The sequence below is a fragment of the Serratia sp. JSRIV002 genome, assembly GCF_019968725.1.
Classification (GTDB): domain Bacteria; phylum Pseudomonadota; class Gammaproteobacteria; order Enterobacterales; family Enterobacteriaceae; genus Chania; species Chania fonticola_B.
In genome coordinates, this window is sequence record NZ_CP074143.1 from 2344361 (window position 1) to 2371273 (window position 26913).

General features: G+C 55.8%; 21 protein-coding genes and 1 pseudogene. 19 read left to right on the top strand and 3 right to left on the bottom strand.

Features of this window, described 5'->3' with window-relative positions:
• Positions 1–1032: 1032 nt before the first annotated feature.
• The 3 genes from KGP26_RS10960 to KGP26_RS10970 all read left to right on the top strand — a co-directional run bounded on the left by KGP26_RS10960 (position 1033) and on the right by KGP26_RS10970 (position 2452).
• A complete protein-coding gene (locus KGP26_RS10960) occupies positions 1033–1470 on the top strand; it encodes a hypothetical protein (protein WP_223497950.1) in 438 nt (145 codons plus the stop codon).
• An 87-nt stretch (positions 1471–1557) separates the two neighbouring features.
• Entirely contained in the window at positions 1558–2070 is a 513-nt protein-coding gene (locus KGP26_RS10965) for a hypothetical protein (RefSeq protein WP_223497949.1), read from the top strand.
• The gene (locus KGP26_RS10970; RefSeq protein ID WP_223497948.1) at positions 2060–2452 is read left to right on the top strand and encodes a zinc-ribbon domain-containing protein; all 393 of its coding nucleotides are present in this window, start codon (positions 2060–2062) and stop codon (positions 2450–2452) included. Before KGP26_RS10965 ends, KGP26_RS10970 begins: the two co-directional genes overlap by 11 nt.
• A 379-nt stretch (positions 2453–2831) precedes the next feature.
• On the opposite strand, the gene KGP26_RS10975 is transcribed toward KGP26_RS10970, so the two are convergent.
• Entirely contained in the window at positions 2832–3074 is a 243-nt protein-coding gene (locus tag KGP26_RS10975) for a hypothetical protein (RefSeq protein WP_223497947.1), read from the bottom strand.
• Positions 3075–3499: 425 nt separating this feature from the next.
• Between KGP26_RS10975 and KGP26_RS10980 the strand changes: the two genes are divergently transcribed.
• Both KGP26_RS10980 and KGP26_RS10985 read left to right on the top strand, forming a co-directional pair.
• Complete coding sequence (locus tag KGP26_RS10980; RefSeq protein ID WP_223497946.1) at positions 3500–4165, top strand: DNA-binding protein; 666 nt, start codon at positions 3500–3502, stop codon at positions 4163–4165.
• A 123-nt stretch (positions 4166–4288) separates the two neighbouring features.
• Complete coding sequence (locus KGP26_RS10985) at positions 4289–4531, top strand: DinI-like family protein (RefSeq protein ID WP_223497945.1); 243 nt, start codon at positions 4289–4291, stop codon at positions 4529–4531.
• Between the two features lie 289 nt (positions 4532–4820).
• Here KGP26_RS10985 and KGP26_RS10990 read toward each other — a convergent pair whose 3' ends face one another.
• On the bottom strand, positions 4821–5453 hold the full coding sequence (locus KGP26_RS10990) for a DUF2913 family protein (RefSeq protein WP_223497944.1): 633 nt from the start codon (positions 5451–5453) through the stop codon (positions 4821–4823).
• A gap of 130 nt (positions 5454–5583) precedes the next feature.
• Positions 5584–5820: pseudogene (locus tag KGP26_RS10995) on the bottom strand (transposase domain-containing protein); the annotation flags it as partial.
• Between the two features lie 333 nt (positions 5821–6153).
• Here KGP26_RS10995 and tssB point away from each other — a divergent pair.
• From tssB to tssA, 14 genes are all read left to right on the top strand, one after another.
• A complete protein-coding gene (tssB, locus tag KGP26_RS11000) occupies positions 6154–6651 on the top strand; it encodes a type VI secretion system contractile sheath small subunit (protein WP_223497943.1) in 498 nt (165 codons plus the stop codon).
• A gap of 22 nt (positions 6652–6673) precedes the next feature.
• Positions 6674–8239 carry a type VI secretion system contractile sheath large subunit gene (tssC, locus tag KGP26_RS11005; protein ID WP_223497942.1) on the top strand — a complete coding sequence of 522 codons (1566 nt, stop codon included), beginning with the start codon at positions 6674–6676 and terminating at the stop codon, positions 8237–8239.
• A gap of 11 nt (positions 8240–8250) precedes the next feature.
• Positions 8251–9603 (top strand): type VI secretion system baseplate subunit TssK, encoded by a 1353-nt coding sequence (gene tssK, locus KGP26_RS11010; RefSeq protein WP_223497941.1) that lies wholly within the window; start codon positions 8251–8253, stop codon positions 9601–9603.
• Positions 9600–10289 carry a type VI secretion system protein TssL, short form gene (gene tssL / locus KGP26_RS11015; RefSeq protein WP_223497940.1) on the top strand — a complete coding sequence of 230 codons (690 nt, stop codon included), beginning with the start codon at positions 9600–9602 and terminating at the stop codon, positions 10287–10289. The genes tssK and tssL overlap by 4 nt, the downstream gene beginning before the upstream one ends.
• Positions 10286–12010, top strand: coding sequence for an OmpA family protein (locus tag KGP26_RS11020; RefSeq protein WP_223497939.1), 1725 nt, complete (start codon positions 10286–10288; stop codon positions 12008–12010). Before tssL ends, KGP26_RS11020 begins: the two co-directional genes overlap by 4 nt.
• A gap of 3 nt (positions 12011–12013) precedes the next feature.
• Positions 12014–12505, top strand: a complete 492-nt coding sequence (locus tag KGP26_RS11025; protein WP_223497938.1) for an Hcp family type VI secretion system effector — start codon at positions 12014–12016, stop codon at positions 12503–12505.
• Between the two features lie 159 nt (positions 12506–12664).
• The gene (tssH, locus tag KGP26_RS11030) at positions 12665–15313 is read left to right on the top strand and encodes a type VI secretion system ATPase TssH (RefSeq protein ID WP_223497937.1); all 2649 of its coding nucleotides are present in this window, start codon (positions 12665–12667) and stop codon (positions 15311–15313) included.
• Positions 15310–17658 carry a type VI secretion system Vgr family protein gene (vgrG, locus tag KGP26_RS11035; RefSeq protein ID WP_223497936.1) on the top strand — a complete coding sequence of 783 codons (2349 nt, stop codon included), beginning with the start codon at positions 15310–15312 and terminating at the stop codon, positions 17656–17658. The genes tssH and vgrG overlap by 4 nt, the downstream gene beginning before the upstream one ends.
• A 15-nt stretch (positions 17659–17673) precedes the next feature.
• Complete coding sequence (locus tag KGP26_RS11040; RefSeq protein WP_223497935.1) at positions 17674–19869, top strand: M23 family metallopeptidase; 2196 nt, start codon at positions 17674–17676, stop codon at positions 19867–19869.
• Positions 19856–20368 carry a hypothetical protein gene (locus KGP26_RS11045; protein ID WP_223497934.1) on the top strand — a complete coding sequence of 171 codons (513 nt, stop codon included), beginning with the start codon at positions 19856–19858 and terminating at the stop codon, positions 20366–20368. Before KGP26_RS11040 ends, KGP26_RS11045 begins: the two co-directional genes overlap by 14 nt.
• A gap of 18 nt (positions 20369–20386) precedes the next feature.
• A complete protein-coding gene (locus KGP26_RS11050; protein WP_223497933.1) occupies positions 20387–20644 on the top strand; it encodes a PAAR domain-containing protein in 258 nt (85 codons plus the stop codon).
• A gap of 5 nt (positions 20645–20649) precedes the next feature.
• Entirely contained in the window at positions 20650–21879 is a 1230-nt protein-coding gene (locus KGP26_RS11055) for a hypothetical protein (protein ID WP_223497932.1), read from the top strand.
• Complete coding sequence (locus KGP26_RS11060; RefSeq protein WP_223497931.1) at positions 21879–25286, top strand: ImcF-related family protein; 3408 nt, start codon at positions 21879–21881, stop codon at positions 25284–25286. Before KGP26_RS11055 ends, KGP26_RS11060 begins: the two co-directional genes overlap by 1 nt.
• On the top strand, positions 25286–26881 hold the full coding sequence (tssA, locus tag KGP26_RS11065; RefSeq protein WP_223497930.1) for a type VI secretion system protein TssA: 1596 nt from the start codon (positions 25286–25288) through the stop codon (positions 26879–26881). Before KGP26_RS11060 ends, tssA begins: the two co-directional genes overlap by 1 nt.
• The last annotated feature ends 32 nt before the right edge of the window (positions 26882–26913 follow it).

The window sequence follows — 26913 nt, forward strand, 5'->3', positions numbered from 1 at the left end:
ATAACTGCAACCAAAAAAAAGAGACGTATGCAAAACTCGGTATTGGGAGGATCCATTACCGTGACACCGACAAACGTAAGGTGTTGGTCGAAGTCGCTTCCTATCTCACCAAACCCCATAGTGACTCCAGTCCCCATCTCCCTGCTTGCACACGGTCCTTTGGCCGGGGCAAAAGGCCCCGGGGTAGTGAGCCGCGTGGGCGCAAGCGGCAATCGGTAGAAGCCACCGGCAAGGTGAGTCACCAGCGCGGCCGATTCTCGTCCCTGTAGCCACTGTACAATACGGCCTCATGGATTGGACTCCGGTACTTTACCGCCGTTAATGCCTGAACCCCGCGTTGGCGATGCATATCGGCTTTGCCTCTGAGCTCTGCTCGGTGTACCGTTTCAGACAGGGTTGTGCTCCCCTAAGTCGGTGGATCCGTTGCTACCCTGCACCTATGGCTTAAAGAGCACACTTCTCACTGGGAAAAGAGCTTGACGGTTTACCGTTCAACGACTCGATATCCTTAAACGCGATCACAGCATCACTCTTTCTACGGTCACTTATTCACTCGATCAATCGATCACGGTATCTCTCTCTACGGTCACGTTGCTCTCTGTGACTGATCGGGAACTCTGGCGGTTCCCTACGATGTTGTCTTCCAACCCCGATCTTATTAGATCATAGGAGCCACCTGCGGGGCTCAACAACAGGGGTTGAGGTTTCGTTACATATTAATTGAATGTACGTAAAAAATTACCGGTAAGGAGACCTCTGACCGTTAGCCACACTGCCGTCAGTCGGTACCGGCAACTACGCCAACACCGGCAGGGGCGCGTTGATAGGGCCAGGATCACAGTGGCATGGGCGTCAGCCCACTGTAGCTTCTTTCCCGTAACGCTTTAGTCACTGGTCGACACATTCGCCCTGAGCGGAAGGCACCGGCCTCCACCCGCTATTCTGCCCGCTCACGTCCCCTGCGTTTTTTTATGTACACCTGGAACCCTGTGTAGCCTCCCATACCGAGGGGGCATAACAGGAGTACGACGAATGCCACTATCCCCGTTGGAACAACCAAGCCCGCCAACCGTTACCGATACACCGCTGACCAGACTGCAGGCAATACTGCTGCACCGCTTGACCCGATTGGGGGAAAGCCGCGCCAGAGGGCGATTTATCGTCACGGGCAATCGGGAGACGGGCCATATCCGTATCAAGTCGACCGACGAAGCGAGTGATCGCTTGTTATGGTCAATCAGAATGTGTGTTGATGCCCGCCATGCACACCCGACACTGGCCCTGTTTAATCGCTATCGTGCGCTATTTCCCCTGACGCTCACCCCAGACTACAGCGAAGACGCCTATTGGCGTGCAGCACAGCTCAATAACTTCTTGCGGGGCTTTCGGGAGGACTACCGGTCCCCAGCGCACCAGCAGGCGCTGGAACGTTACGACTGTAATTGCAGTGAACACACCGCCTGGAGGTGAATGCAGCCATCCAGGCAGATTTTTTACGTACATCACCCTCCCTGTGTAACCATCCATACCGAGGTGGCCTAACCGGAGTAGAACACCATGCCTTCATCCTTATCATCATCAACCACGCGGTCCCCGCAGGCCGTTGCATCGACCGACCCGCAGTTTGACCCGGATCGTACTTTCAAGGCACAGCAGGCATTACTGCTGCGCCGCCTAACCGAAATGGGGGAACGCCAGATCGTGGGGGGCGGTTTTTACGTGCAGGAGGACGACATCACCGGCAGCAGGCGTGCGCTTCCCAGGGGCGAGGTGGCCAATCGCTTGTACTGGTCGTTGCTGATGGTCGCCCGTACCCCGGCATTGTGCGTTAGCGAGCACCCGACACTGCGGCTGTTTGTGCACTGTCGGACGTTGTTCCCGTTCAAGCTGAATGAGGAGGAGGAAGACGCGCGCGTGCGGGCCGCACAACTCAATAACGTTATACTGGGCTTCAGGGAAGCCTTTAGAGCTCCCGAGCATCGGCAGGCGTTGGTCCGCTACGACCGGGATCAGGCCTGGCAGCGGGTCATGGATGAGGCCTGGAACGAGGAGCCTTTCGATGCAGTTTAAAAGGCTGCGTGAAGCGTGCGATAGCCACGGGCAACGGGTTCGGGCTGAAACTCTACCGCCGGGTGGCACCATGCCCTGCTACTGTGATGATTGCCACAGTCGATTGGTGCTGCGCGTGACGCATACCGAAGGGCGATACTTTGAACACGACCTGGCGCGTGCAGACCCCACATTGGCCAAGGATTGCCGCCATCGCCTGACGCAGAGCTCCCCACGCGCGTCCTCTGCCGTTAAACAGGCGTTTGCCCCCGTCCTGGCGAAACTCGCGCCCACAGATTACTTCTGTGTGCGCTGCGACAAGGCCTATGTCGGGTTGAAAACCTGCCCCTACTGTAAAGCGCATCACTACACGACCGAGGTCGCGTTACGGGGGCCGGAATAAACGGGTGGGGTAAAACGCGGTTGATGCCTGATTGGCAGACTCTCAGCACGGGGCCTGGTGGCGGTTCAACCCTGTTCGCCGACTCCAGGTCCGGCGTCGTGGGTAACAAAAGCGGTGGACGGCTGTGCTGTCTGGATGGCGGCACAGCAAGCCCCCCCAGCAAGACTGAAGTTTTGTACCTAATGCGCTGTTGCAACCCCCCTGAATTGTCCACCCACATCCGATGCATCGCTTCCATACCAGAAGCCGCCATTGACGATTATCCGAGACTGACCGCATTACGTGTCACACGGTGCTTAGCCATCCCAGTATGCTGCGCCATGCAACGACGTGATGCAGTTAAGGTTGTCAGAGGGCGTGGCTTACCGGGGGATTGTTCTCAGGCCTGTTCGTCAATCAGCACAACGGGGCCTGGCTGGATGCGTTCGGCAATGCTGTACACCAGGGCGCAGAGTTGTTGCTTGTTTTTTGTGCCGGTGTGATAGTGGTAGGTGATATAACCGTCGTCGTCGACAAGCCGTAGGGCAGGCAAAAACCGCTTCTGCTCCATTGCATCGTCAAGTTGGCTAAGCATGATGGTCGACGGCTCGCGTAACCCTATTCTCACAGTGTATGTCTGCATCGGTTAGCGGTTGCCTGTGGCTGAAAAAAAAACCAGCCCCTTAATAGGGCTGGTAAACTGTGACACACATGAGCAATACGTAGGCTATTGGGATTGTGGGGCACCAGACCTGAAAGATCACGAACAGCCGTTGCGCAGTTTACCGTTTTCTGGTGCATTAACCATTCCCCCACGACAATCTTTATTCAACGCATCATATCCCGCTGGGTAGCGAGGCTTTCAGGTTGAAAAAAACAAAGGTTGGAGAGCCTGGCATGGAACTGCTCTGGGCACGCGCAGCTTGGGGCCTTTGCAGCATCGGAGTACACCGCTGGAGTCTGACGATAGGAATGTGCCGTTTAGGGGGGCACTGTTCCCTGTAAATTGGCTTCCGGTTATTGTTGGTCATTGCTAAAGTGAACGAGGGGCGCTGACGGGAAACCTGCATGATTGAACGTATTGAGTATCAGGTTGAAAAATACAGCTTCGCGGAAATCGACGAGACGCCACGCATCAGGCAGCAGTGGGCTGAAGTCATTCAAGAATGCCGCGAGGTTCATGCGGGGAGTACGGAACGTTTGCGTATCGCGTTGCTGAATGTGGATTATGTCACGAGCTTTGAACTGCCCTTTCGATTATTGCTCATCCGCACCCCCCAGCTAATCGACCGATTGCGTGATGACTTACAACTTGGCCAGAAAACCGCCGTGATGAACGGCAAAAGCCGGGGGCAGGTTTACAGTCTGGGGGCTGATTTGAGTGATGTGCCCGATGCATTCCGCTATCGTCTTTCAAGCCGTATTCGCCGAGTGCAGGTCAAGGGGGCTACAGCCGTTCCCTACCAGCAGATAGCCAGGCAAACCAAAGCGCCCCGCGAACGTCTCCGGTTAGCGTTGGAGGCCGGTTTACAAGTCAATGCGCTGGATGGTCTTTTCTGGCTGGGGCTCCAGCGTATCGCCGCCGATGTTTTAAAACTGAGACAATCCGGCATGGCGATTGCCACGTCAGAGGTTGAGGTTGTTGACACACTGACCGGAACACAGAGAACCGTTGCTGCGTATCAACGCGAGTCGTACCTGTCAGCGATTCAACCAGAGCCTATAATTGATTGACGGGACAGGTCTGTAAATAATTAGCCGCTTCAGGTTGTCGCACCGTAGAAACAGCTTCTCCGGCCTTGGGGCGGTTATGCTGAGTGACCAGGGTACATTGTTCAGTGGTCTGAGGGAGGCGTGATGCTGTATGTTGAAGTGAGGCTCGATAAAAAGAAAAAGTGGCCAGACGGTGCAGCATCTACCCTGGCCGTTGAACTGAATACGCGTCTACGCCGCCAATTTTCAGCCGTCGAGGCCACCGTGCGTTTAGCCAGGATGAATGGGTTATCGGTACGTGGGGGAACTCCGGCAGACCGAGAATGTGTTGAAGCGATCTTGCAAGAAACGTGGGAAACAGCGGATGAGTGGTTCCAGCCAGATTAGCTCATTGACCACGGACAGCAGGGATTGTGGGCAGCAGCACTGTGAGCGCCCCACAGCGTTCACCTTTCCAAACGGTGCAACTGGTCTGCCTCCTGGTCAATATTCGACGCGGTTTGACAGCCAACAGCCTAAAAAAACAGGCTATCCCCTACGGCTGACAATGCGGTGTGATATGGTTCACTAACGGCCAGTATTAAATCGATGCCAGTGCCGACGGTACACGGTTTTTAACTCTACCAATTGCAGGCAGCATTCACGATGGGCAACGATCTTTGAACTAGAGACATCATCAGCACAAAGAACCAGCACCAGCAATCCCTGGCGAGCGGCATGGTACGGGTAACAGCGTCACGACCGCCAGCCCGTTGACGTCAGGATCGCGTTGATAGGGCAGGTGACATTGTTCCAATAGCTCAGGTACCGCACTGATATCGCCAGCAAAGCGCAGCGCCATCGGCGTCAGCAATTCTCCGGCATCACTGTAGCTGCTTTCCAGTAACGCTTTGACCGCATAGACTGTGCGGTTTGTCTCCGGCGTTAATTCAAGCTCTGCCCATTCTTTGGGTAAAACCAACTCGTTACGCCAGCCGATCGCTTTGAGGGTTTCGATGCAGTAGGTCAGCCGGAATAAATCATTTTGCTGTGCCAGCACGCCGCTGGTCGAGCGGTACAGGTAGTCCAGCTTGTGGGGGAGCTTGGCCGCAAAACCGTATTTCTTGCCCAGAGCCAGCAGCCAGCTTACATCCGAAGCCACGGACTTGGGGAAACGCTTCTGCTTCTGGGCTGCGGTCGGCCACTGCATCAGGAAAAGATGCTGTTGCAGTTCAGACTGTGCCCGCCCCTCTTGCTGTGCCAGACGTAACGCCACCAACGCGCACCAGGCGAGACGCGCTGTTTCATGGGAAGAAATCTCTGTACTCAACGGCCACTCCGCAAATGAAAAAAGTGCCCTGACTCCCTGCATTGAGGTGGGCGGTACGATTTTTTACACACTGGCACCATAAATTGCAAGTAAGCCTCCAACAAAGGCCGTATTGACTGGGTCGGGTAAGTTATTCTGTTGGCAGTGTTATACGCCACGGCAGTAGCTCACTGACCCGGTTTATCGGCCAGTCGGCGATCACATTCAGCACATGACGGAGATAATGCTCCGGATCGACGCCATTCAGGCGACATGTCCCCAGCAAGCTGTACAGCAACGCCCCTCGCTCACCTTCGTGATCCGAGCCGAAGAACAGGAAGTTCTTGCGCCCCAGACTCACCATCCGCAAAGCATTCTCTGCGATGTTACCTGAATTAATAATGTCCAATAAAACACATTAATAAAAATTGATTATGTAAAAACCTGTTTGTTATATTAAAAAATCACATGCGTATCTGAAATTTCTGCATTTTTCGGCTTTACACTGACTTCCGGTGCCACGTTTTTCTAGTGGGCCATGTTTTGCATTTTTCGCCCGTTGTTCTAGGGTGTTTGTGCCACATCTGACTGATGTAGTTGTAGTTGTAGTTGTAGTTGTAGTTGTAGTTGTAGCGTATCTGATATATCCCGTCGTTCTGTATTGACCTCAGATTGCCTGTGCATATTTCAGATTTACTTTTTCTGAACGCCTGGAGAACAGATGAATAATTCCTACCAAAATGAAGTACCGAAAGCACGCGTTAATATTAAATTGGACCTGCATGTCGGGGGCGCACAGAAGAAAATTGAATTACCGTTGAAATTATTGGCGGTGGGTGATTACAGTAATGGGCAGGAACACCGGCCATTATCAGAACGAAGCAAGATAGATGTCAATAAAAATAATTTCGATAGTATTTTGAAAGAGTTACAACCTACATTAGCCCTCTCGGTGCCTGACACCCTCGCCAATGATGGCAACGACACCGCCGTCAACCTCAGTTTCAGCAGCATGAAAGATTTTGAGCCTGAACAGGTAGCTCGTCAAATCCCGCAACTGCGTGCCATGTTGGCGATGCGCAACCTGCTGCGTGACCTTAAATCCAACCTGCTGGACAACCGCACCTTCAAACAGGCGCTCGAAGCCATCCTGCGCGATGAGGCGCTGAGTGATGAACTGCGTGCTGAACTGGCGGCGTTAGCCCCACAAGACCGTTAATGGCCCTGGAATGATAAAGGAGATGCTGATGTCTGTACAAGAAAATACCTCTGCGGGCGCTCACGCCACGGCGTTAGAAACCATGCCGGAAAAAGAAGCCCCTGCCGCGCAGGGCGTGTATGCCACCCTGTTTGAAAAAATCAACCTCAGCCCGGTTACTCACCTGAGTGACCTCAACATCTGGCAGGATAACCAGGCGATGTCCGATGCCAGCGCCGATGAGCGAGTCACCGCCGCGATGCAGGTGTTCCTGGAACGCCTGAAACAATCTGGCACCCAAGTCGACAAGTTGGACAAAACCCTGCTTGACCACCATATCGCTACCCTGGACGAACAAATCAGCCGTCAACTGGATGCGGTGATGCACCACACTGATTTTCAGCGGGTAGAGTCGTTGTGGAGAGGCGTGAAGTCACTGGTCGATAAAACCGATTTCCGTCAGAACGTCAAAATCGAATTACTGGATATTTCCAAAGAAGACTTGCGTCAGGATTTTGAAGATGCCCCGGAGATTAGCCAGAGCGGTCTTTATCTTCAGACATATGTTTCAGAGTATGATTCGCCGGGCGGTGAGCCGATTGGTGCGGTGATTTCTGCTTACGAGTTTGATGCGTCTGCTCAGGACGTGGCGCTGATGCGCAGTATATCAAAAGTGTCTGCGGCTGCCCACATGCCATTCATCGGCTCTGCGGGGCCACGATTTTTCCTCAAGGAGTCGATGGAAGACGTTGCCGCGATCAAAGACATTGGCAACTACTTTGACCGCGCCGAATACATCAAGTGGAAGAGCTTCCGCGAAACGGACGACAGCCGCTATATCGGCCTGGTGATGCCGCGCGTGCTGGGTCGTTTGCCGTATGGCCCGGACACCGTGCCAGTGCGCAGCTTCAACTACATCGAAGAGGTGAAAGGCCCGGACCACGAGAAATACCTGTGGACCAACGCCTCGTTCGCCTTTGCGGCCAACATGGTGAAGAGCTTCATCCAGAACGGCTGGTGTGTGCAAATCCGTGGCCCACAGGCGGGTGGTGCGGTGCAGGACCTGCCTATCCACCTGTACGATCTGGGTACCGGCAACCAGGTGAAGATCCCGTCTGAAGTGATGATCCCGGAAACCCGCGAGTTCGAGTTTGCCAACCTGGGCTTCATTCCGCTGTCGTACTACAAAAACCGCGACTACGCCTGCTTCTTCTCCGCCAACTCGGCACAAAAACCGGCACTGTATGACACGCCGGAGGCGACGGCCAACAGCCGCATCAATGCGCGCCTGCCGTACCTGTTCCTGCTGTCCCGCATAGCCCACTACCTCAAGGTCATTCAGCGCGAGAACATCGGCACCACCAAAGATCGCCGTGTGCTGGAGCTGGAGCTGAACACCTGGGTACGCGGGCTGGTGACCGAGATGACCGATCCGGGCGATGACCTGCAGGCTTCTCACCCACTGCGTGACGCCAAGGTGACGGTGGAAGACATCGAAGACAACCCGGGCTTCTTCCGCGTCAAGCTGTATGCCGTACCGCACTTCCAGGTGGAAGGCATGGACGTGGACTTGTCGCTGGTATCACAAATGCCGAAGGCTAAGGCATAAGTGGATACGCGATGAAAATCTATCGTCCGTTATGGACTCGCGGGGTCCTGGTATCCCCGCAACAGTTCCAGCAACAGGCCTCGCTGGAGGCCTGGACCAACGAATGTGTGGCGCAGATGGGCATCCTCCATCCGTGGGGCGTGCTTCACGCCACGTTTGAACCGGAGGCGCTGGCTCAGGGACGTCTGAAAGCGGAACGTCTGCATGTCCGTTTTCAGGACGGGGTATTGATCGACACGGAGTGTGCCGATTTACTGCCACCGACGTTGACACTGGCTGCCTGCCTTCCTGCTGCCGCGACTGAAACTCTTGTCATGCTTGCCATGCCCCAGTGCTATGCCAACGGCGGTAACTGTCTGCAGCCCGATGAGCGTGCCGAACGCCCGGTACGCTATCGTCAGGCCTGGCGTGACGTGCAAAACCAGTATGGTGACGATAAGAAACAGATCGCCGTCATGACGCATGAGCTGACGCTGCGTCTGGATACCCAGGAAAATGGCGATTATCAGGTCTGTCCGGTCGCCCGATTACTGCAGGATGCGCAGGGTCGCTGGGCGCTGGATGCCAACTTCATTCCTCCGTTGCTGAGCCTGCAGGCCAGTCGCTGGTGCGGTGAACGCCTGGACATTCTGATGGTGCAGTTGCGGGCGCGCTTACAGCGTTTGATGGGGATGCGCCGTGAAAGCAATGCGCGTATGGCCGACTTTGCCGTGGCCGATGTCTCGCTGTTCTGGTTACTCAATGCCCTGAACGGCGCCGAGCCGGTGCTGGGAAACTTTCAGCGCTATCCACAGGTACACCCTGAGCGGCTGTATCAGGAACTGGCCAGATTAGCAGGAAGCCTGCTGACCTTTTCTCTGGAACATGACATCACCGCCATTCCAGCCTATCAGCATGATCGCCTGACGGCTGTATTCCCGCCCCTGTTTAGTTTGCTGAATCTGCTGCTGGAAGTGAGCCTGCCTTCACGGGTGCTGGCGATTGAGCTGCTGCATGAGCCGCGTATCAACCAGTGGCGTGCTTCACTGCATGATCCGCGCTTGCGTGAAGAGGTGGACCTCTACCTCTCCGTGCGTTCTTCGCTCCCTGCGGCACAGTTGCAAAGCCAGTTCCCGCAATTGTGTAAGGTCGGAGCATCAGATGATGTCGGCAAGGTGGTGAACGTGTCGTTGAGCGGTATACCACTGTGCCCATTGAGCCATGTTCCGGCGGCGATGCCATTGCGGCTGGAGAATCAGTATTTTTCCCTCGATCTCAACCACCCCGCCGCGAAGCAGATGATGGCCTCTGGCACCTGCGTGTTCTACGTGCCGGGTACACTGGGTGACATTCAGCTTGAACTGTTTGCGGTGTTGCGCGCATGAGCCAATCGATAAAGAGACCCACCCCGTGCGTGGATATTGATGCCCTATTAGAGGATACCTGGTTACAGGTGATCAGCCTGCGTCAGGGCATAGCCTGCGAGGAAGGCGACGGGGAGAGGTTCTGGCAGCGCTGCGTTGACCGTATCGAACACGTTCATCAGACGTTAACCGACGCCGGTGTTAGCGCGCAAAACTGCCAGCACATCATGTATGCCCAATGTGCGGTGCTGGATGAAACCGTCAAAGGGCGTGACGTGCAGGATGATGCCTACTTCAGGTGGTGCGACTTCCCGCTACAGGCCCATTTTTTCAGCACCTTGAACGCGGGCGATCAGCTCTATGAGCGGATGCGTACCGTGTTGCGTGAAGCGGCACCGGACAGTGCGGTACTGACCTGTTTTCACCGTGTGTTGATGCTGGGTTTTTTGGGCGGCTATCGCTCATTGGCGGTGACGGAACGTGAACAACTGGTCGAACAGCTCTCCGCCCGGGTCCCGGAGTTCGGCTTTGCGTCGTCACGCCCGGTGCTGGCGAACGCGACGTCCCGCAACCACCTTGACGCGTGGCTGCGTCACTGGCCGGTGCGCGTGGGGCTGGCCGGGCTGGCCGTGGTATTATTGTGGTGGGGGCTAGACCATTGGCTGTCTGGCCTGCTGTCGACCTTATTGCCTGGGTCAGCATCATGAGTCCACGGTGGCGATGGGGTCTATGGCTATGGGCTGGCTTATTGGCCAGCATCCTCTGCCTGTTTTTCCTGCCTCTCTCCCCCCCCTGGCGCTGGATAGCCTTCTTGCTCGTGATGTTGACCGGTGCTGTCGGCATCTGGCGAACGGGCCGCCAGCCGAGTGCGGCATTGAACGACACCCGGCTCGACGGACTACCGCCCGAGAGTTACCGCTTGCCCGTGGTGCTGGTCTGTGGTGACGGCCTGGCCTCGCTGTTTGGCAGCGGCAACCTGCACCAGGGCGCTCAGGGATGCTGGTTACGGGTGGATGACATCAGCCAACTGAGCCCGTTTACGCGGCAACTGCTGTGGCGACGCCCCGCGTGGGCAGCACAGTTGGCCGTGATGGTTTCGGTCAACCCACAGCAACAGACGGACGAACGCACACTCACCACGGTGTTACATGAATTACGCTGGCAACGGATGCAACTGCGCCGAGAGACCTCTTGCACGTTACCGGTCCTGTTGTGCAGTACGGTGGCGACCTGCCTCGCTAATGCCCCTCAGTGGCTCTCCCAACAGCAGGCGAAGCCCGTTACCGTATGGCCGACTCTCACCCTGCCGGAACCCCTGGCCTACTGGCAACGCCAAGGCAGCAATAGCCAACAGGCGGAGCGGGTGCAACAGACCGTGCTGTTCCGCCACCACCATGAGTGGCTACAGGCACAGGTGCTACCGGTATTGCAAGCCCGTCATGACGACGTTGCCTGCATCGTCCCACAACAGGTGCTCCTGCATCACGTCGCCGGGTTACCGGGCCTCAAACCTGCCTCTCTCTGGCAGCAGTGGCTGGTGACCCATACCGCCCTGACGCAAGTGGCGGGCTGGCATCCGGCGCAAGCCGCAGAAGACACTGTGCGACTACCTGATTTTATCTTTGCCGATCTTCCGGTCGGCGGCGGTGTATCGTCACGCCAGCGCACATTGCGCCATGCAGTGACCTTGCTGACGGGGGCTGTCGTGCTGGCCTTATGCAGCAGCGCGTGGCACAACCAGCAATTACTGCACCGTATCGTCTTCGATATTCGCTATTACGACAGTGTGGATGCGAAAGATCCCCTCGCAAAAGCCAAGGCGGTTGAGATATTGCGGCAACATGCGGCACAGCTCAATGACGGGTTCCGCAACGGTGAACCCCTGCGCCTGAGTCTGGGACTGTACCAAGGTGAACGCCTGCGTCAGCCGCTACTGGCGGCGATCAAACGCTATGTTCCGCCGTTGACCTCCCCGACAGCCCCCATTGCCGAGTCTGTTCTACACACCGTGCGCCTCGACAGCCTCTCGCTGTTTGACACCGGCAAAGCGGTGCTCAAACCCGGCTCAACCAAGGTCCTGGTCAGTGCGCTGCTCAACATCAAAGCCAAACCGGGCTGGTTGATTGTAGCAACGGGGCACACCGACAGCACCGGCGATGCACAGACCAACCAGCAGCTCTCACTCAAACGGGCCGAAGCGGTGCGTGACTGGATGTTACACACCAGCGACGTGTCGCCCACCTGTTTTGCCGTTCAGGGGTATGGCGCAAGCCGCCCGGTGGTAAACAATGACACGGAGGCAGGCCGTGCGGCCAACCGCCGTGTTGAAATCAGTCTGGTACCGCAGGCAGATGCCTGCCAGGTAGCAGACTCTCCCCCCGCGTTATCGGCTAAGGACGACGCACTCACTCAAAAAATGGAGAAGTAACCCATGGCAATTCCTGTTTATCTGTGGCTGAAGGACGACGGCGGTGCCGACATCAAAGGCTCCGTCGATGTGAAAGACCGTGAAGGCAGCATCGAAGTGGTGGCTCAGGAGCACAACCTGTATATCCCGACCGACAACAACACCGGCAAACTGACGGGCACCCGTATCCACACCCCGTTCCTGTTCACCAAGGAAATCGATGCGTCCAGCCCGTACCTGTACAAGGCGGTGACCACCGGCCAGACCCTGAAATCCGCCGAGTTCAAATGGTATCGCATCAACGACGCGGGCCAGGAAGTGGAGTATTTCAACACCAAACTGGAAAACGTCAAACTGGTGAAAGTTGCGCCAAAAATGCACGACGTCAAAGACCCGGCCAAAGAGAAGCATAACCACCTCGAAGCCATCGAACTGCGTTACGAAAAAATCACCTGGACCTACAAAGACGGCAACATCATTCATTCCGATTCCTGGAACGAGCGTACTACCGCGTAATACAGACTGCAGACGGCGCTGTCGTCTGCTTTTTTCACAGTGCCTGCGTGCGGGTGCTATGAAAAAATCCGAACCCTGCCTCTACGACCTTATGCGCTTTGGTTGACAGCGAAGGGCGGTAGCGTGCCCGAACCTGAACACCCTCAAGAGAGAATCGATATGGAAAGTCAATCTGCTGTTTTGTTGCGCCGTTTGAACCCTTATTGCGCCCGTGCGCTGGAAGGCGCGGCCTCGCTGTGTCAGACCCGTGCCCATGCCCAGATCACCCCGGAACACTGGCTGCTGAAACTGCTGGAGCAGGGCGAAGGCGACCTCACCGTGCTGGCCCGCCGTTATGAGTGGAATATGGATGCCGTCTGGCAGGCGTTACTCGGCTGGCTGGACGACCACCCCCGCTCGGTGCGCAGCCGCCCGGCACTCTCGGCCTCACTGGAAACGTTGCTGAAACAGGCCTGGCTGACCGCCAGCCTGGCCGGTGATGACCAGATCCGCAGTCAACATCTATTAACCGCCCTGCTGGAAACCCCCACACTGGTGCAATGTGACGGCATCTGGCCGCTCCTCACCCTCACCGCCAGCCAGCTTGAGCGCCTGCGCCCGCTGCTCGACAACCAATCGGAAGAACGCCCCGAACGGCAACAACAGGCCAGCCTCAATCTACCCAGTTCCTCGCTCACTGAACCCACTGCCGACAGCGACAGCATTAACCTCGCGGGTCACACCTTGAGCGAAGCCCTGCAGGCCGCGCTGGATAAATACACCCTCGACGTCACCGCCAAAGCCAGAGCCGGGCAGATCGACCCGGTGTTCGGGCGCGACACCGAGATCCGCCAGATGGTGGATATCCTCTCCCGTCGCCGCAAAAACAACCCGATACTGGTCGGTGAACCGGGCGTGGGGAAAACCGCCCTGGTGGAAGGGCTGGCGCTGCGCATTGCTGAGGGCAACGTGCCGGACAGCCTGAAAACCGTCAGCCTCCGCACGCTCGATCTCGGCCTGCTGCAAGCCGGGGCGGGCGTCAAAGGCGAGTTTGAACAGCGGCTGAAAAACGTCATCGAGGCAGTGCAACACTCGCCGACCCCGGTGCTGCTGTTTATCGACGAAGCCCACACGCTCATCGGTGCCGGTAATCAGGCCGGTGGCGCGGATGCGGCCAACCTGCTCAAACCGGCGCTGGCACGCGGCGAACTGCGCACCCTTGCGGCTACCACCTGGAGCGAATACAAACAGTACTTTGAACGTGACGTCGCCCTCGAGCGCCGCTTCCAAATGGTGAAAGTGGACGAGCCGGACGACGACACCGCCTGTCTGATGCTGCGCGGGCTGAAATCGCGCTATGCCGAGCATCATGGTGTCCATATTACCGATGACGCGGTAAAGGCGGCGGTCACGCTGTCGCGCCGTTACCTGACCGGTCGCCAACTGCCCGACAAGGCGATAGACCTGCTCGATACCGCCAGCGCGCGGGTGCGCATGGGACTGGATACGGAACCGGAGGTGTTGATGCAGGTCAGGGCCGAGCGGGCGGCGTTGCAACTGGAACAGCAGGCGATAGAAACCGATAACCAACTGTGTGCCGACACCGAACCGACGCGACTGGCGGACATCAGTGACCGTATTGAGGTCTTGTTGTGCGAGCAACACGCCCTGGAACACCGTTACGAACAGGAACGCACCCTGGCGCAACAGCTTCTGGTAGTACGGCAGGATCCGAACCGGTCGGCGGAGGTGGTGGCACTGCGGCAGCAGTTGATTACCCTGCAGGGCTCAATGCCGTTGCTGTCACTGGATGTCGACCCTCGGACGGTGGCCACGGTGATTGCCGACTGGACCGGGGTGCCACTCTCGTCGTTGATGAAGGACGAACAGAGCGACCTGCTGACGCTTGAACACCCGCTGGCCACCCGCGTGGTTGGCCAGGCTAAGGCGCTGAATGCCATCGCCCAACGGCTGCGTGCCGCCAAAACCGGCCTGACACCGGAGAACGGCCCGCAAGGGGTGTTCCTGCTGGTTGGCCCCAGCGGTGTCGGCAAAACTGAAACCGCGCTGGCGCTGGCAGACGTGCTGTACGGCGGGGAGAAATCGCTGATCACCATCAACCTCTCCGAATACCAGGAACCCCACACCGTCAGCCAACTCAAAGGCTCACCGCCGGGCTACGTCGGTTACGGCCAGGGCGGCATCCTCACCGAGGCGGTGCGCAAACGCCCCTACAGCGTGGTGCTGCTGGACGAAGTGGAAAAAGCCCACCGGGATGTGATGAACCTGTTCTATCAGGTGTTTGACCGCGGCTTTATGCGCGACGGTGAAGGGCGTGAGATTGATTTTCGCAACACGGTGATCCTGATGACCTCGAACCTGGGCAGTGACTCGCTGATGCAGTTGCTGAATGAACAGCCCGAGGCCACCGAAGGCGACCTGCACGACCTGCTGCGCCCGGTACTGCGGGACCACTTCCAGCCTGCGTTGCTGGCCCGCTTCCAGACCGTGATATACCGCCCACTGGCGCAGGAAGCGATGCGCACCATCGTACAGATGAAATTGCATCAGGTCAGTCAACGCCTGCAACGCCACTACGGGCTCACGGCCCACATAGGCGACAGTCTGTATGACGCACTGACTGCCGCCTGTCTGCTGCCGGATACCGGTGCGCGTAATGTCGACAGCCTGCTCAACCAGCAGATATTGCCGGTGCTGAGCCAGCAGTTACTGACTTATATGGCGGCGAAGCAGACGCCCAAGACCCTGACACTGGGCTGGGATGAAGAAGACGGCATTGTGCTGGAATTTAACGGAGAAGAGCAATGAGTGACAAAATCCCTGCTATCGCCTTCGACCACAGCCACCATAAACTGACGGTTCGCGGCAACAAGGCCCCGCTGGATGTGGTCGGTTTTGGCGCGGAAGAAGCCCTGAGCGCCCCCTTCTGCTATGCCATCGAATTCAGCAGCAGCGAGCAGCATATCGGCCCGGCGACGATGTTGATGCAGGATGCCTCGCTCACCCTGCAAGCCACGGTGGTGAAGGCGTTTGGCGTGGCTATCCAACAGCCGCAGCGCGTCATTCAAGGCATCATCACGGGTTTTAAGCACCTTTCTACCTCGAAAGATGAAAGCCGTTATGAAGTTTGCCTGCAACCGCGTTTGGCTCTGCTGTCGCGCAGCCACCAGAACTGTATCTATCAGGACATCTCGGTGCCGGGCATTGTGGAGAAAATCCTGCGCGAGCGCCACGACATGCGCGGTCAGGATTTTGTCTTTACGCTGGTTAACGAATACCCTCGCCGTGAACAGGTGATGCAGTATGGCGAAGACGACCTGACCTTTATCACCCGCTTGCTGGCGGAGGTAGGTATCTGGTTCCGTTTTACCGCCGACCCCAAGCTTAACATTGACGTGGTGGAGTTTTACGATGACCAGCAGCATTACTCGCAGGGACTTACCCTGCAGGCAGTGCCCCCGTCCGGCATGCATGACAGCGGTGTTGAATCGGTGTGGGATTTATCCAGCAGCCACCAGGTGGTGGAGAAATCGGTCAGCACCCACGATTACAACTACCGCACCGCCATTGCAGACCTGAGCAGCCAGGTGGATGTGACCCGCGGTGACGCCACCACCTACGGTGAAGCGTATCACTACGCGGACAACTACCTGACGGCAGGCAGTGAAGGGCGTGACCCGGAGCCGGAAAGCGGGGCTTTTTATGCTCGTCTGCGTCATGAGCGCTACCTGAACAACCAGACAGGCTTCTCCGGTGTTGCCAATACCGCCAGCCTGGTACCAGGGTTAGAGCTGAAAGTCACTGGTCCACATGCCCCCCCGGCCTTTACCCAAGGCGTGATTATCGTGCGTACCCGCAGTTCCGCCCGCCGTGACCGCAGCTTTGAGGTAGCGTTTGACGCGATACCCTATTCGGAGGATTACTGTTTTCGCCCGGCGCTCATCAGCAAGCCCACCATGGCGGGCACCTTGCCTGCACGGGTGACCAGCACCACCGCCAACGACCCTTACAGCCATATCGACAAAGAGGGACGTTACCGGGTCAACATGCTGTTTGACCGCGACACCTGGGAGCAGGGGTATGAAAGCCTGTGGGTTCGGCAAGCTCGCCCCTACGCGGGAGACGCCTACGGCCTGCACCTGCCGCTGTTGGCTGGAACCGAAGTGGCGATAGCGTTTGAAGGTGGCAATCCGGATAGGCCTTACATTGCGCACGCCTTGCATGACTCGGCGCACAGCGACCCTGTGACTATCCGCAACTACAAGCGCAACGTCCTGAGGACCCCACGGAATAACAAGATCCGGCTGAGCGATGAGAAAGGCCGCGAGCATATCAAGGTCAGCACGGAATTCGGCGGTAAGAGCCAGCTTAACCTGGGGCATCTGGTCGACAGCGAAAAGCAGCAGCGGGGGGAAGGCTTTGAGCTGCGCACCGACCTGTTTGGGGCGATACGCGCGGAGAAAGGGATATTTATCAGCGCCGATGGGCAGGCCAAGGCACAGGGCAAGGTGCTGGAGATGCAACCGGCCATCAACCTCTTGAACCGCACCCAAGACCAGATGCGGGGTATTTCAACAGATGCGCAAAGTGCCAGCGCCAACCCGGCAGACGTGCAGGCACAAATTCATTTGTTGCAGCAAAACCTGAATGAATTAAAAGCCGCGGTTTTACTGTTGAGCGCCCCCAAAGGGATTGCCCTGACCAGTGGTGAACATCTGCAACTGTCAGCTAATCAGAACCTGATCGCCACGGCGGGTAAAAATGCGGATGTCAGCGTAGCCAAAAACTTCTTTATCGGTGTGGGGAATACCCTGAGCGTTTTTGTGCGCAAGCTGGGGATGAAGTTGATTGCCAATCAGGGGCCGATCACCGTACAGGCGCAGAACGACCTGTTCGAGTTACTGGCCCGCAAGGCCATTACTATCACCAGTACCGAAGATGAAATCCAGATCACCGCAAAAAAGAAGATCACGCTGAACGCGGGGGGCAGTTATATCACACTGGATGCGAACAAGATTGAGTCGGGAACGGCGGGCGATTATCTGGTAAAGAGTGCGCACTTTGGTTACAGCGGTGCGGCCACACAAAGCGTAGAGCCCCCGACCCTGTCAGACAGGGTTACAGACCCTGCAGTACGTTCATTATTTTCTTGATTAAGGTACAGAACAATGATTATCAGTCCTCCGAGATTACGTGACCAAAACAGTTCAGAAAGCGATGCCGATTGGGTAGAACGGATGATCCCGATTGATGTCCAGCGCAATTATCCGCTTAACAGCCGTCATGCCTGGCACGGTGGTGTGCATTTGGTGCACAGCGATATTGGCAGCAACGTGGAATATATACGTGCGATTGCGGATGGTATGGTGATCTCGTTGCGTCAACCCAGTCAGGAAAAACGGGATAAACCGCCGTTGAACTACAACGGGGGGACTGATTTTGGCTACGTCTTGCTCAAGCATGAGACTGAAATAGGCAGCGGTGAGGCTGGTAAAGTCGAGTATTACTCCCTGTATATGCACATGGGGAGTATCAAAAGTGAGGTAAAACAGGGAGCCAGGGTTTATCGCAAAGACCCACTGGGCCAGGTGGGAAAGATTGATGGTCGAAATGGTATTCACTTCCAGATATTTTGCGATGATGCCAATCTGCCAAAACTGGTGGGGCGCACGACGCCGGAGCTGGATCTGAGCAAGGATGGGCGCACGGATGCGGTCTACGGTGATATGCACTTTTATCTGCCTACCGGTACGCCATTTTACCCAGCGAGGCCGGCGAATAACGGGTTAACGCCGAGAGAAAACGCACTGTATAGAAGTAGCGAACCGCTGTTTGTGACCATGCGTTTTGATAAAGGCAGTTGCAGCATGACTACCCGGCAGAAAGCCCCCGCGCCGAAAAGCGGCTATACGGAAGTGGGGGACGTGTTGGTTAACGCGGATGGGGCGGATTATGAATATAATCTTTATAAAACCACGCTTGATTTATATCCGGACAGCCCGAGTGCCGGTTATGAGTTATTGCGTTTTGGGCGGGTGATTAATACCGAACATGAAACTCTGGTGCCAGCCAACGCGCCGTTGTGGCGTACCGTCAACTATCCGGGAGGTAAAGGCTGGGTCAATCTGGCGGCCAGTGAAATCAAAAAGTTCGGCGACGGAGATTTTCCGCACTGGATGGGGTGGCTGCTTGTCGACGACGATACCGATACTAACAGCCAATGCAATTCGCTGAGTGTGATGTGCCGAACGCGCGATGAACTGAGTCGAACGATTTGTCATTTTCCGCTGGAATGGAATGAAGTAACGGCGGAGGCGCGTTATGGTTGGTTGAAATCGGCGCTGACAGACGTGAGTGTTGATATTGAAAAAGCGAATGAAGTCTTGTGTACCAAGCCTGATACGGTGGCGGGTTTTTCACCCCCTGTCTCTGCTGAGTTTGAACTGGCTGCTGCGCAGGTCAGTCTGGCGGAAAAAGACTGGAATGCGTTGATAGCGCATATCAAAGCCTTATGCTTTAACACCGATGCGTTGGGTTTACCCTCTGGGCTGGTCTGGCACTTTGAGCCACGGCAGTTTATTACGCATTTTAGGAAGTGTAATTGGAACTCAAAAAATGAGTTGGCATTAATATATCCAGATAATATATACCCTGTAACTATTTTGAAAAAAATAAGTAAAACACCGGACTCTGTACGAGAAAATTACCGTAGTATAATTAATAAAGCTTTGGAAAAATATCTAATTGTCACTCCCACAAGGAAGTCTCATTTTTTTGGACAGGGAGCGGTTGAGTCATATATGCTTGTTCTGATGATTGAAGGTGCAGCTAGCTTTAGTAAGAATCCATCTCACCCCAGCTTTGGTAGTGAAATTGATGGATATTATAATCCACCTACAGGAGGATATCTTGATTATCTAAATGGTCGTCTAGGTAATATTGAGTCAGGTGATGGTCCTAAGTTTAGAGGGCGAGGTATGAAGCAGTTAACGGGTAGGGAAAATTATAGTAAATATTGGGGGTACAGAGGATGGATTGATATAATGAAATACAAGATGACATATAAAGGGTTTGTTGAGCAGTGGTGGAATCCAACAAGAGTCAGTAAAGCACCTGTAATTTCAGAACCTCAGGCATTATCTTTAAATAATTACAACTGCATTGATGCTGGTGGTTGGTATTGGACTGCGGGAGCTAGGCCTAATAAATTTTTATCAATTAATAAAGCTATTATTGAAGGTGGTGTTAGTTTTGAACATTCAAGATCTGTGACATACTCTATTAATGGTGGGCATAATGCTGATGTGGAACGATGGAATCATACTGTTAGGATATCTAAAGTATTAATGGATGGGATTAATTGATATGAGGAAAAACATTATAATTTCATGTTTAGCGTTAATGTCAATATGTTATTTTTTAGGTTATAGTTTCGCCTTTGCACTTACTGTTGATAAGTCGGGAAATAGCGATGTTAAAATTAAAAATCTAGGGAGGTATCTTTACCTTAAAACAGATGTAAATTTGACAGGTTATAATATTAATTGCTCTGGGGATAGATTGATTTTATGGGGACACCCTATAAAAATTAATGAGAGTAACCCGCAGGATAGTACTGTGATTTTATTTGATTTATCAAAACAAAAAATTTTGAAGAAGATTGGTTTTAGTAAGGGAGTTTTTGATGTTGACTTTTTAACGAAATCTGATGAGGCATATATTGGTAGTGACCCTGGTTTCATTATCAATACTAATACGGGGGGGGTGGCTACAGTGCCGCAAGATTTTGTTCCTGATGCTCATGGCCTTTTCGAACAATGCGTAAAAGATAAAGGCTGGAAATATGATAAATATGAAAATTAAGGGTAGGGAAATAAAACGATGAAAGGAGTTATTCGTATCGGTGATAAAACCACCCACGGCGGTACGGTCACAGCGGGGTCGTCCACTATGAAATTCGGTGGTATTGGTGTTGCCCGTCTCGGGGATCCAGTCTCTTGTCCCCAACACCGAGATACTGTAATCAGCGAGGGGCACGCTACGTTCTGTGATAACGGGATCCCGGTGGCCTTCCACGGCCATCGGTGTGCCTGTGGGTGTACCCTGCTATCTTCCCTGTCTCAAGCCACAGCGAGTTAATCCTTATGCCTGTCAGATTGGATCGTCTACCCGGATTGGCACCGCGTCCGGTGCCAATCCGCTGGTGGCGTTGGCTGGGCGTTTTTCCCTGTTTCCTGCTGACTGGGGTGCTGGCGACGGCATTACGGGGGGGAGAGTCCGTGGGGCGTCAGCCGTTACTGTTCTGGCTACTGGCCCTGGGGATCCCCTCACTGTTCTGGGGCCTGTTGGTTACGGTACGTTGGTTGGTCTACGTCGGTCAGCATCTGGTGGCCGATGGTTGGGATGAACGCCATTGGCAGGTGTTGTTACAGCAAACCCGACAAGGCCGCCGTTCACTTCAGGTGTTGGCAGCGGTATTACACACAGCACATACCGATGAGGAAAATCCTGATGCTCAGCTTTCTGCTCTGGTGCAAAACGAAAATGCCCTGTTATCACAACCCTCCTGGCAAGGTCAGGCCGCAGTGCGGCATAGCCGGTTGCCGCAGTTTGAGGGCGAGTCATCGGAAGTGATGACGCAACGCCTGCTATTTTCGGTGTTCACGACGCTGGCTGAAACCTTAGCCCCCTTGGCGGATGACATTCCCCTAAAGCTGATATTGGGATCTGATACGGCATTATCTGACGAGGCATTACAACAGGTGTGGCAGGCCGCCTGGAATGATGCGGATATTGTCCACTCAATGAGCCGTGTTGACTGTGTGGGATTGTCGGGGGTGGATGACTGGCTGGATAACCATATTCATGAGGAGGCACTCCTGGTTGTGGTGGCGTTGCAGATACATTCTCAGCAACCAGAGATGACCGCCGAATCGGTCGTAGGGCTGATTTTCGGCAACCGGTTGACCCAAAAAACGTTGCCTCCGTTGGCGTATCTGCACCGTCCGGAATTCGCCACTGAAGCTCGACTGGAATACGGTGTCCGTCAGGCCCTGGACTGGGTACCGATTTCCCCTGAGTCACTTAACCATGTGTGGTTTTCCGGCCTGGACGAGGAGAATATAGCCTCGCTCAGCACGGTAATGGAAACGGTGGCATTTCCGGTGACACGTGAGCAGGGCATTTACGACGTGGGCACCTCGCTGGGTCACCCCGGATGCGTTACCCCCTGGCTGGCGATTGCTGCTGCCACACAGGCCGCTCAGTTGACACAGTCCCCCCAGTTTATCTTTAGTGGGGCGTCAGCGCCTGGCGCTGGCGTCTGGAATACCGTGGTTTCTCCCTATAATCCTTCGCAGGAGATGACGCAGTGATGCGCACCTGGACTCGTTCTTACTTCTGGCCATTAGCTATCCTCGTACTGCTAACCGCTGCTATCATGAGCTGGCTGGTCTGGCGTCAACCGCATGTGCTGGGGATCCCCCCCAACAGTAACGCACACCGTTTCTGGCAATGGGGCATTGTAGGCGGTACCGGTTTTTTCTTGCTGTCGATAGCACTCTATTATGCTGCAATCCGTCGTGCAGGTCGTCAAGCCTATGAGGCACAGCGGCAAGCACTGAAAGGGGATGATGTCTTGCGGGCAGAAAAAGAGGTACAACGCGTCCCGCCATTACAAAACGAAACTGCATTGCTTAAAACCCACCTGCGCCGCCGCTATGGCCTGTTCTGGCGTTATAAAGTGCGGTTGCTGATGGTGGTGGGTGAGCCTGAACAGATTGCCGCTTTGGCCCCCACACTGGCTGATCAAGGTTGGCTGGAAGGGCAGCGCACCGTCTTGCTGCACGGCGGCAGCCTACGTGAACTGATCGACCCGGCACGCCTGACTGCATGGCGCACACTGTGCCGCAGTCGCCCGTTGGATGGCGTGGTCTGGGCCGTCACTCAGGCACAGAGCGAGGGTGCCGCGTGGCTGGATAATGGCCTGCGCACGCTGGAAAAAGCCGGTGAGGCGCTGCGCTATCAGCCCCCCGTTTATCTGTGGCAGGTGTGTGAGAGCGGTTGGGCGCAGGATGAGCGGGTCACGCAACCGGTCGGTGTACTGTTCCCGGCGAAGGCCACCCCAACGACCCTTGAACAGCAGTTGATCTCGCTGTTACCGCCGTTACGCGGACAGGGCATGCAGCAGGTCTTGGCGCAGCCGTCGCATGATTTCCTGTTGCGCTTGGGGCAATCACTAAAAAATAAACAGGCCGCCCGCTGGCGACAGGTGTTGACACCATGGTTCGCCGATTACGCTACCCGCATTCCGTTGCGTGGGTTGATGTTCAGCCTGCCAGAGGTGTCCACGAACGCTTCTGCGAACGTGCATGAAAAAGCCTGGAGCGCTCCGGCCAGTTGGCAAGGGCTGCTGGCGGATTGCCGTTCGGCTCCGGGCCGCCGCGTCGGTCTTCCCTGGGAGCAGACGCTGTATACCGGCCTGCTGACATTGATGGTGTTGTGGGGCGCAGGCAGCGTGGCGTCGTTTACCGTCAATCGCCAGCAGATGCTCTCGGTCGCTGAGGGGGCACAGCGCCTTGCAAAGCCGCAGCCCGTGTCGGATGAACAGGTGATCGCCCTGCATGCGCTGCGTAATGATATTGGCCGTTTACAGTCGCGCGTGGCGAATGGTGCGCCGTGGTATCAGCGTTTTGGTCTGGACCATAATGCCCAACTGCTTGCGACCCTCATGCCGTGGTATGGCAACGTCAGCAACCGTCTGATCCGCGATGCCGCTGTAGAAAGCCTGCAACAACAACTCGGCGTCGTGGCCAACCTGCCCGCCAATAGCCCGAAACGCGCTGCACTGGCAAAATCCGGTTATGACCAACTGAAAGCGTACCTGATGATGGTGCGCCCGGAAAAAGCCGACGGTGCCTTTTACGCTCAGGTGATGAAAACCACCGAGCCACTTCGCCCGGGTGTCTCTCCCGGTCTCTGGCAGAGTCTGGCACCCGACCTGTGGCAGTTTTATGCCCACAACCTGCCCGGCCAGCCGAGCTGGAAAATCGTACCGGACAAGGCCCTGGTGTCACAGACCCGGCAGGTGTTGCTGGGTGAAATCGGCCAGCGTAATGCCGAAAGCACGCTGTATGAAAACATGCTGCTGTCTGTGCGCCGCAACTCTGCGGACATGACGCTTGTTGACATGACGGGGGAAACCGATGCGCAACGGCTGTTCACGAGCGCTGAAACCGTACCGGGCATGTTCACCCGCAAAGCGTGGGATGAACAGATCCTGCAGGCGATAGACAACGCGGTCACTTCGCGGCGTGAAGAGATTGACTGGGTGCTCAGCGATAACCGCCGTGCCATCTCCGATGACATCTCACCGGAAGCACTGAAAAAACGCCTGACCGAACGTTACTTCACCGACTTTGCCGGTGCCTGGCTGAGTTTTCTCAACAGCCTGCACTGGAATGAGGCGAAAAACCTGTCTGATGTGATTGACCAACTCACCTTGATGAGTGATGTTCGCCAGTCGCCGTTGATTGCGCTGATGAACACCGTAGCCTGGCAGGGACAAACCGGGCAGCAGACCGACGCGCTGTCAGACTCGCTGGTGAAATCGGCCAAGGCCCTGATGAATAAAGACGCCGAACCGGCGATAGACCAGCAGGCCAGCGGCCCGGTCGGCCCGTTGGATGAGACCTTCGGGCCGTTGTTGACGTTGATGGGCAAAGGCAACGCGCAGACGATGATGTCGTCCGATAGCTCACTTAGCCTGCAAACATTGCTGACCCGCGTTACCCGTGTGCGACTGAAACTCCAGCAGGTTGCGAATGCTTCAGACCCGCAGGCAATGACGCAGGTCCTGGCTCAGACCGTTTTCCAGGGCAAAAACGTCGATCTGACTGATACGCAGGAATACGGCAGCCTGATCGCCGCCAGTCTGGGTGAAGAATGGAGTGGCTTCGGCCAGACGATGTTTGTTCAGCCGCTGACACAGGCCTGGGAAACGGTGTTGCAGCCTTCGTCAGCCAGCCTGAATGACCGCTGGAAAAACGCCATTGTGGCGAACTGGAAGTCGGCCTTTGACGGGCGCTACCCGTTTGCCGTCAGTAAAAGCGATGCCTCCCTGCCGATGCTGGCCGACTTCATCCGCAAAGACAGCGGGCGCATCGACAGTTTCCTGACCCGTGAACTGAGTGGGGTACTGCATAAAGAAGGCACCCGCTGGGTACCGGACAGGGTCAACAATCAGGGGCTGACCTTTAATCCCGACTTCCTGGCGGCCATTAATCAGCTGAGCCAGATTTCTGACATCCTGTTCACCGACGGCAGCCAAGGGCTGCGGTTTGAGTTGTTGGCTCGTCCGGTGCCGGATGTGGTGGAAACCCATCTGTCGATTGACGGACAAAAACTGCATTACTTCAATCAGATGGAAAGCTGGCAGAGCTTCCGCTGGCCAGGCGATACCTATAAACCCGGGACCCTGCTGACATGGACCACGACATCCGCCGGTGCCCGTTTGTACGGTGACTATCAGGGCACTTGGGGGCTTATTCGCTGGCTTGAACACACAAAACAGAAAAAGCTGGACGAAGGCCGCTATCAGTTGACGTTCACGACACCGGACAAGCAGCCGCTTCAATGGATATTGCGCACCGAGCTGGGCAAAGGTCCGCTGGGTCTGTTGCCGCTGCGTAACTTCACGCTGCCCAATCAGATCTTCCTGATACAAACACCGGTGCAAAGCGAACCCCCTTTTGATCCCGATGCGATCGCCGAGGAACAATAATGGCCACATTGACCACACTACAAAACGCCTGTGGTGCAGAACGTGAATCGCTTTTAAAACAGGCGCATCTTCAGGCTGAACGTTGGGATAATTGGCTGAAACCGATCTCGTCAGATCACCCTGCCGGAACCGACCCCGGCTACGACGATGATTTTCAGCAGATGCGCGAAGAGGTCAATAAGCTCTCTGGCGCAGACACCACGCTGACCTGCGCGCTGGCGGAAAAACTGCTGACGGGTCAGTGCAAGGACGTTCGTGTTGCGACGTATTACCTCTGGGCTCGGCTGCATCGTGACGGCGAGGCGGGTCTGGCCGAGGGCCTTTCCCTGCTGGCCGGGCTGATAAACCGCTTTGGTGAATCGTTACATCCGCAGCGGGCCGCAAGCCGAAAAGCGGCGCTGGAATGGATCTCCGGCCCCCGCGTACGGGATAGCCTGTCGCTGTATCCGGAAGTCGACAACGTTGATTTTGCGCGTATTGTGGGCGCACTGACGGTCATAGAACACGGCGTGAGCAGCTGGGATGACGCCTCTCGTCCGCAACTCGGCGCATTGTTTTCCTCACTCGAAAATCGGCTCGTTCAATCCGGTGGGATGAACGCCGTCGTTCCGCAAAACAGCAGTGCGTCTTCCTCTGCGCAGGAGAGCAACAGTGCATCGCCTTCATTGCGGCCTGTGCAATCCGGGCGTGATCTGCTCGATCAGGCCAAATCGCTGGCGAAGTACCTGCGCGATCAACCGTTGGGTTGGCTCGCCGGGCATCATCTTATTAAAAGCGTGCGCTGGGACACGGTACACGAACTGCCCTCGCTGGATGCCCGCGGGCGAACCCGCCTGATGCCACCACGCCCCGAATACCGCGCACAGCTCAAACGCCTATACCTGCAACAAAGCTGGATCGACCTGCTGGATCAGGCAGAGTCGATGTTTGCCGAAGGCGCGAACCACTTCTGGCTGGACGTGCAGTGGTATTTACACCAGGCACTCACGAAATCTGGCGCACCCTATGAAGGCTGGGCAACGTGCATTACGCAGGATCTCAATCTGCTTCTGACCCGTCTGCCGGGGATGGAAAGTTTATGCTGGAGCGACGGCACGCCGTTTGCTGATGAAGTGACACAAAGCTGGATCACTCAGCAGGTGCTGGAGTCTGCCAGCGGATGGGATAGTGAAACCGCCGTTGCGGTGACGTCGGGCGAAGACGATATTCTTCAGTTCGAATCTGAAGCGCTGGCGCAAGCCGACAGCGACGGTGTTGAAACGGCGCTGCAGTGGTTGCAGTCACGCCCGGGGATCAGTACGCCGCGTCACCAGTGGCTGATACGTCTGGTGATGGCACGCGTTGCGGAGCAGTTCGGTAAAAGTGATATGGCCTTGCATTTGCTGGACAATCTCGATAACGGGGGGACGGTGCTCACTTTGCAACAGTGGGCACCAGAATTAATTTTTGAGGTCAAAGCCCGGCGGCTGAAGCTTCTGCGCATGAAAGCACAACGTAGCGGCGGTGACAAAAACAGCCTGTTGACGGAAATGGACAACCTGCTCAGCGGGTTGATAGCACTCGATCCTGCCCGCGCTGCCGTGCTGTGTGGCTAACCAATAACTCTGCCAGATTAACTGTGGATCTC

Coding starts and splice junctions, on each gene's coding strand:
- vgrG (WP_223497936.1), top strand. CDS start 15,310: ATGAGTGACAAAATCCCTGCTATCGCCTTCGACCACAGCCACCATAAA.
- KGP26_RS11040 (WP_223497935.1), top strand. CDS start 17,674: ATGATTATCAGTCCTCCGAGATTACGTGACCAAAACAGTTCAGAAAGC.
- tssH (WP_223497937.1), top strand. CDS start 12,665: ATGGAAAGTCAATCTGCTGTTTTGTTGCGCCGTTTGAACCCTTATTGC.
- tssA (WP_223497930.1), top strand. CDS start 25,286: ATGGCCACATTGACCACACTACAAAACGCCTGTGGTGCAGAACGTGAA.
- tssC (WP_223497942.1), top strand. CDS start 6,674: ATGCTGATGTCTGTACAAGAAAATACCTCTGCGGGCGCTCACGCCACG.
- KGP26_RS11020 (WP_223497939.1), top strand. CDS start 10,286: ATGAGTCCACGGTGGCGATGGGGTCTATGGCTATGGGCTGGCTTATTG.
- KGP26_RS10975 (WP_223497947.1), bottom strand. CDS start 3,074: ATGCAGACATACACTGTGAGAATAGGGTTACGCGAGCCGTCGACCATC.
- KGP26_RS11060 (WP_223497931.1), top strand. CDS start 21,879: ATGCGCACCTGGACTCGTTCTTACTTCTGGCCATTAGCTATCCTCGTA.
- tssL (WP_223497940.1), top strand. CDS start 9,600: ATGAGCCAATCGATAAAGAGACCCACCCCGTGCGTGGATATTGATGCC.
- KGP26_RS10985 (WP_223497945.1), top strand. CDS start 4,289: ATGCTGTATGTTGAAGTGAGGCTCGATAAAAAGAAAAAGTGGCCAGAC.
- KGP26_RS11025 (WP_223497938.1), top strand. CDS start 12,014: ATGGCAATTCCTGTTTATCTGTGGCTGAAGGACGACGGCGGTGCCGAC.
- KGP26_RS10980 (WP_223497946.1), top strand. CDS start 3,500: ATGATTGAACGTATTGAGTATCAGGTTGAAAAATACAGCTTCGCGGAA.
- KGP26_RS11055 (WP_223497932.1), top strand. CDS start 20,650: ATGCCTGTCAGATTGGATCGTCTACCCGGATTGGCACCGCGTCCGGTG.
- KGP26_RS11045 (WP_223497934.1), top strand. CDS start 19,856: ATGGGATTAATTGATATGAGGAAAAACATTATAATTTCATGTTTAGCG.
- KGP26_RS10960 (WP_223497950.1), top strand. CDS start 1,033: ATGCCACTATCCCCGTTGGAACAACCAAGCCCGCCAACCGTTACCGAT.
- tssK (WP_223497941.1), top strand. CDS start 8,251: ATGAAAATCTATCGTCCGTTATGGACTCGCGGGGTCCTGGTATCCCCG.
- KGP26_RS10970 (WP_223497948.1), top strand. CDS start 2,060: ATGCAGTTTAAAAGGCTGCGTGAAGCGTGCGATAGCCACGGGCAACGG.
- KGP26_RS10965 (WP_223497949.1), top strand. CDS start 1,558: ATGCCTTCATCCTTATCATCATCAACCACGCGGTCCCCGCAGGCCGTT.
- KGP26_RS11050 (WP_223497933.1), top strand. CDS start 20,387: ATGAAAGGAGTTATTCGTATCGGTGATAAAACCACCCACGGCGGTACG.
- tssB (WP_223497943.1), top strand. CDS start 6,154: ATGAATAATTCCTACCAAAATGAAGTACCGAAAGCACGCGTTAATATT.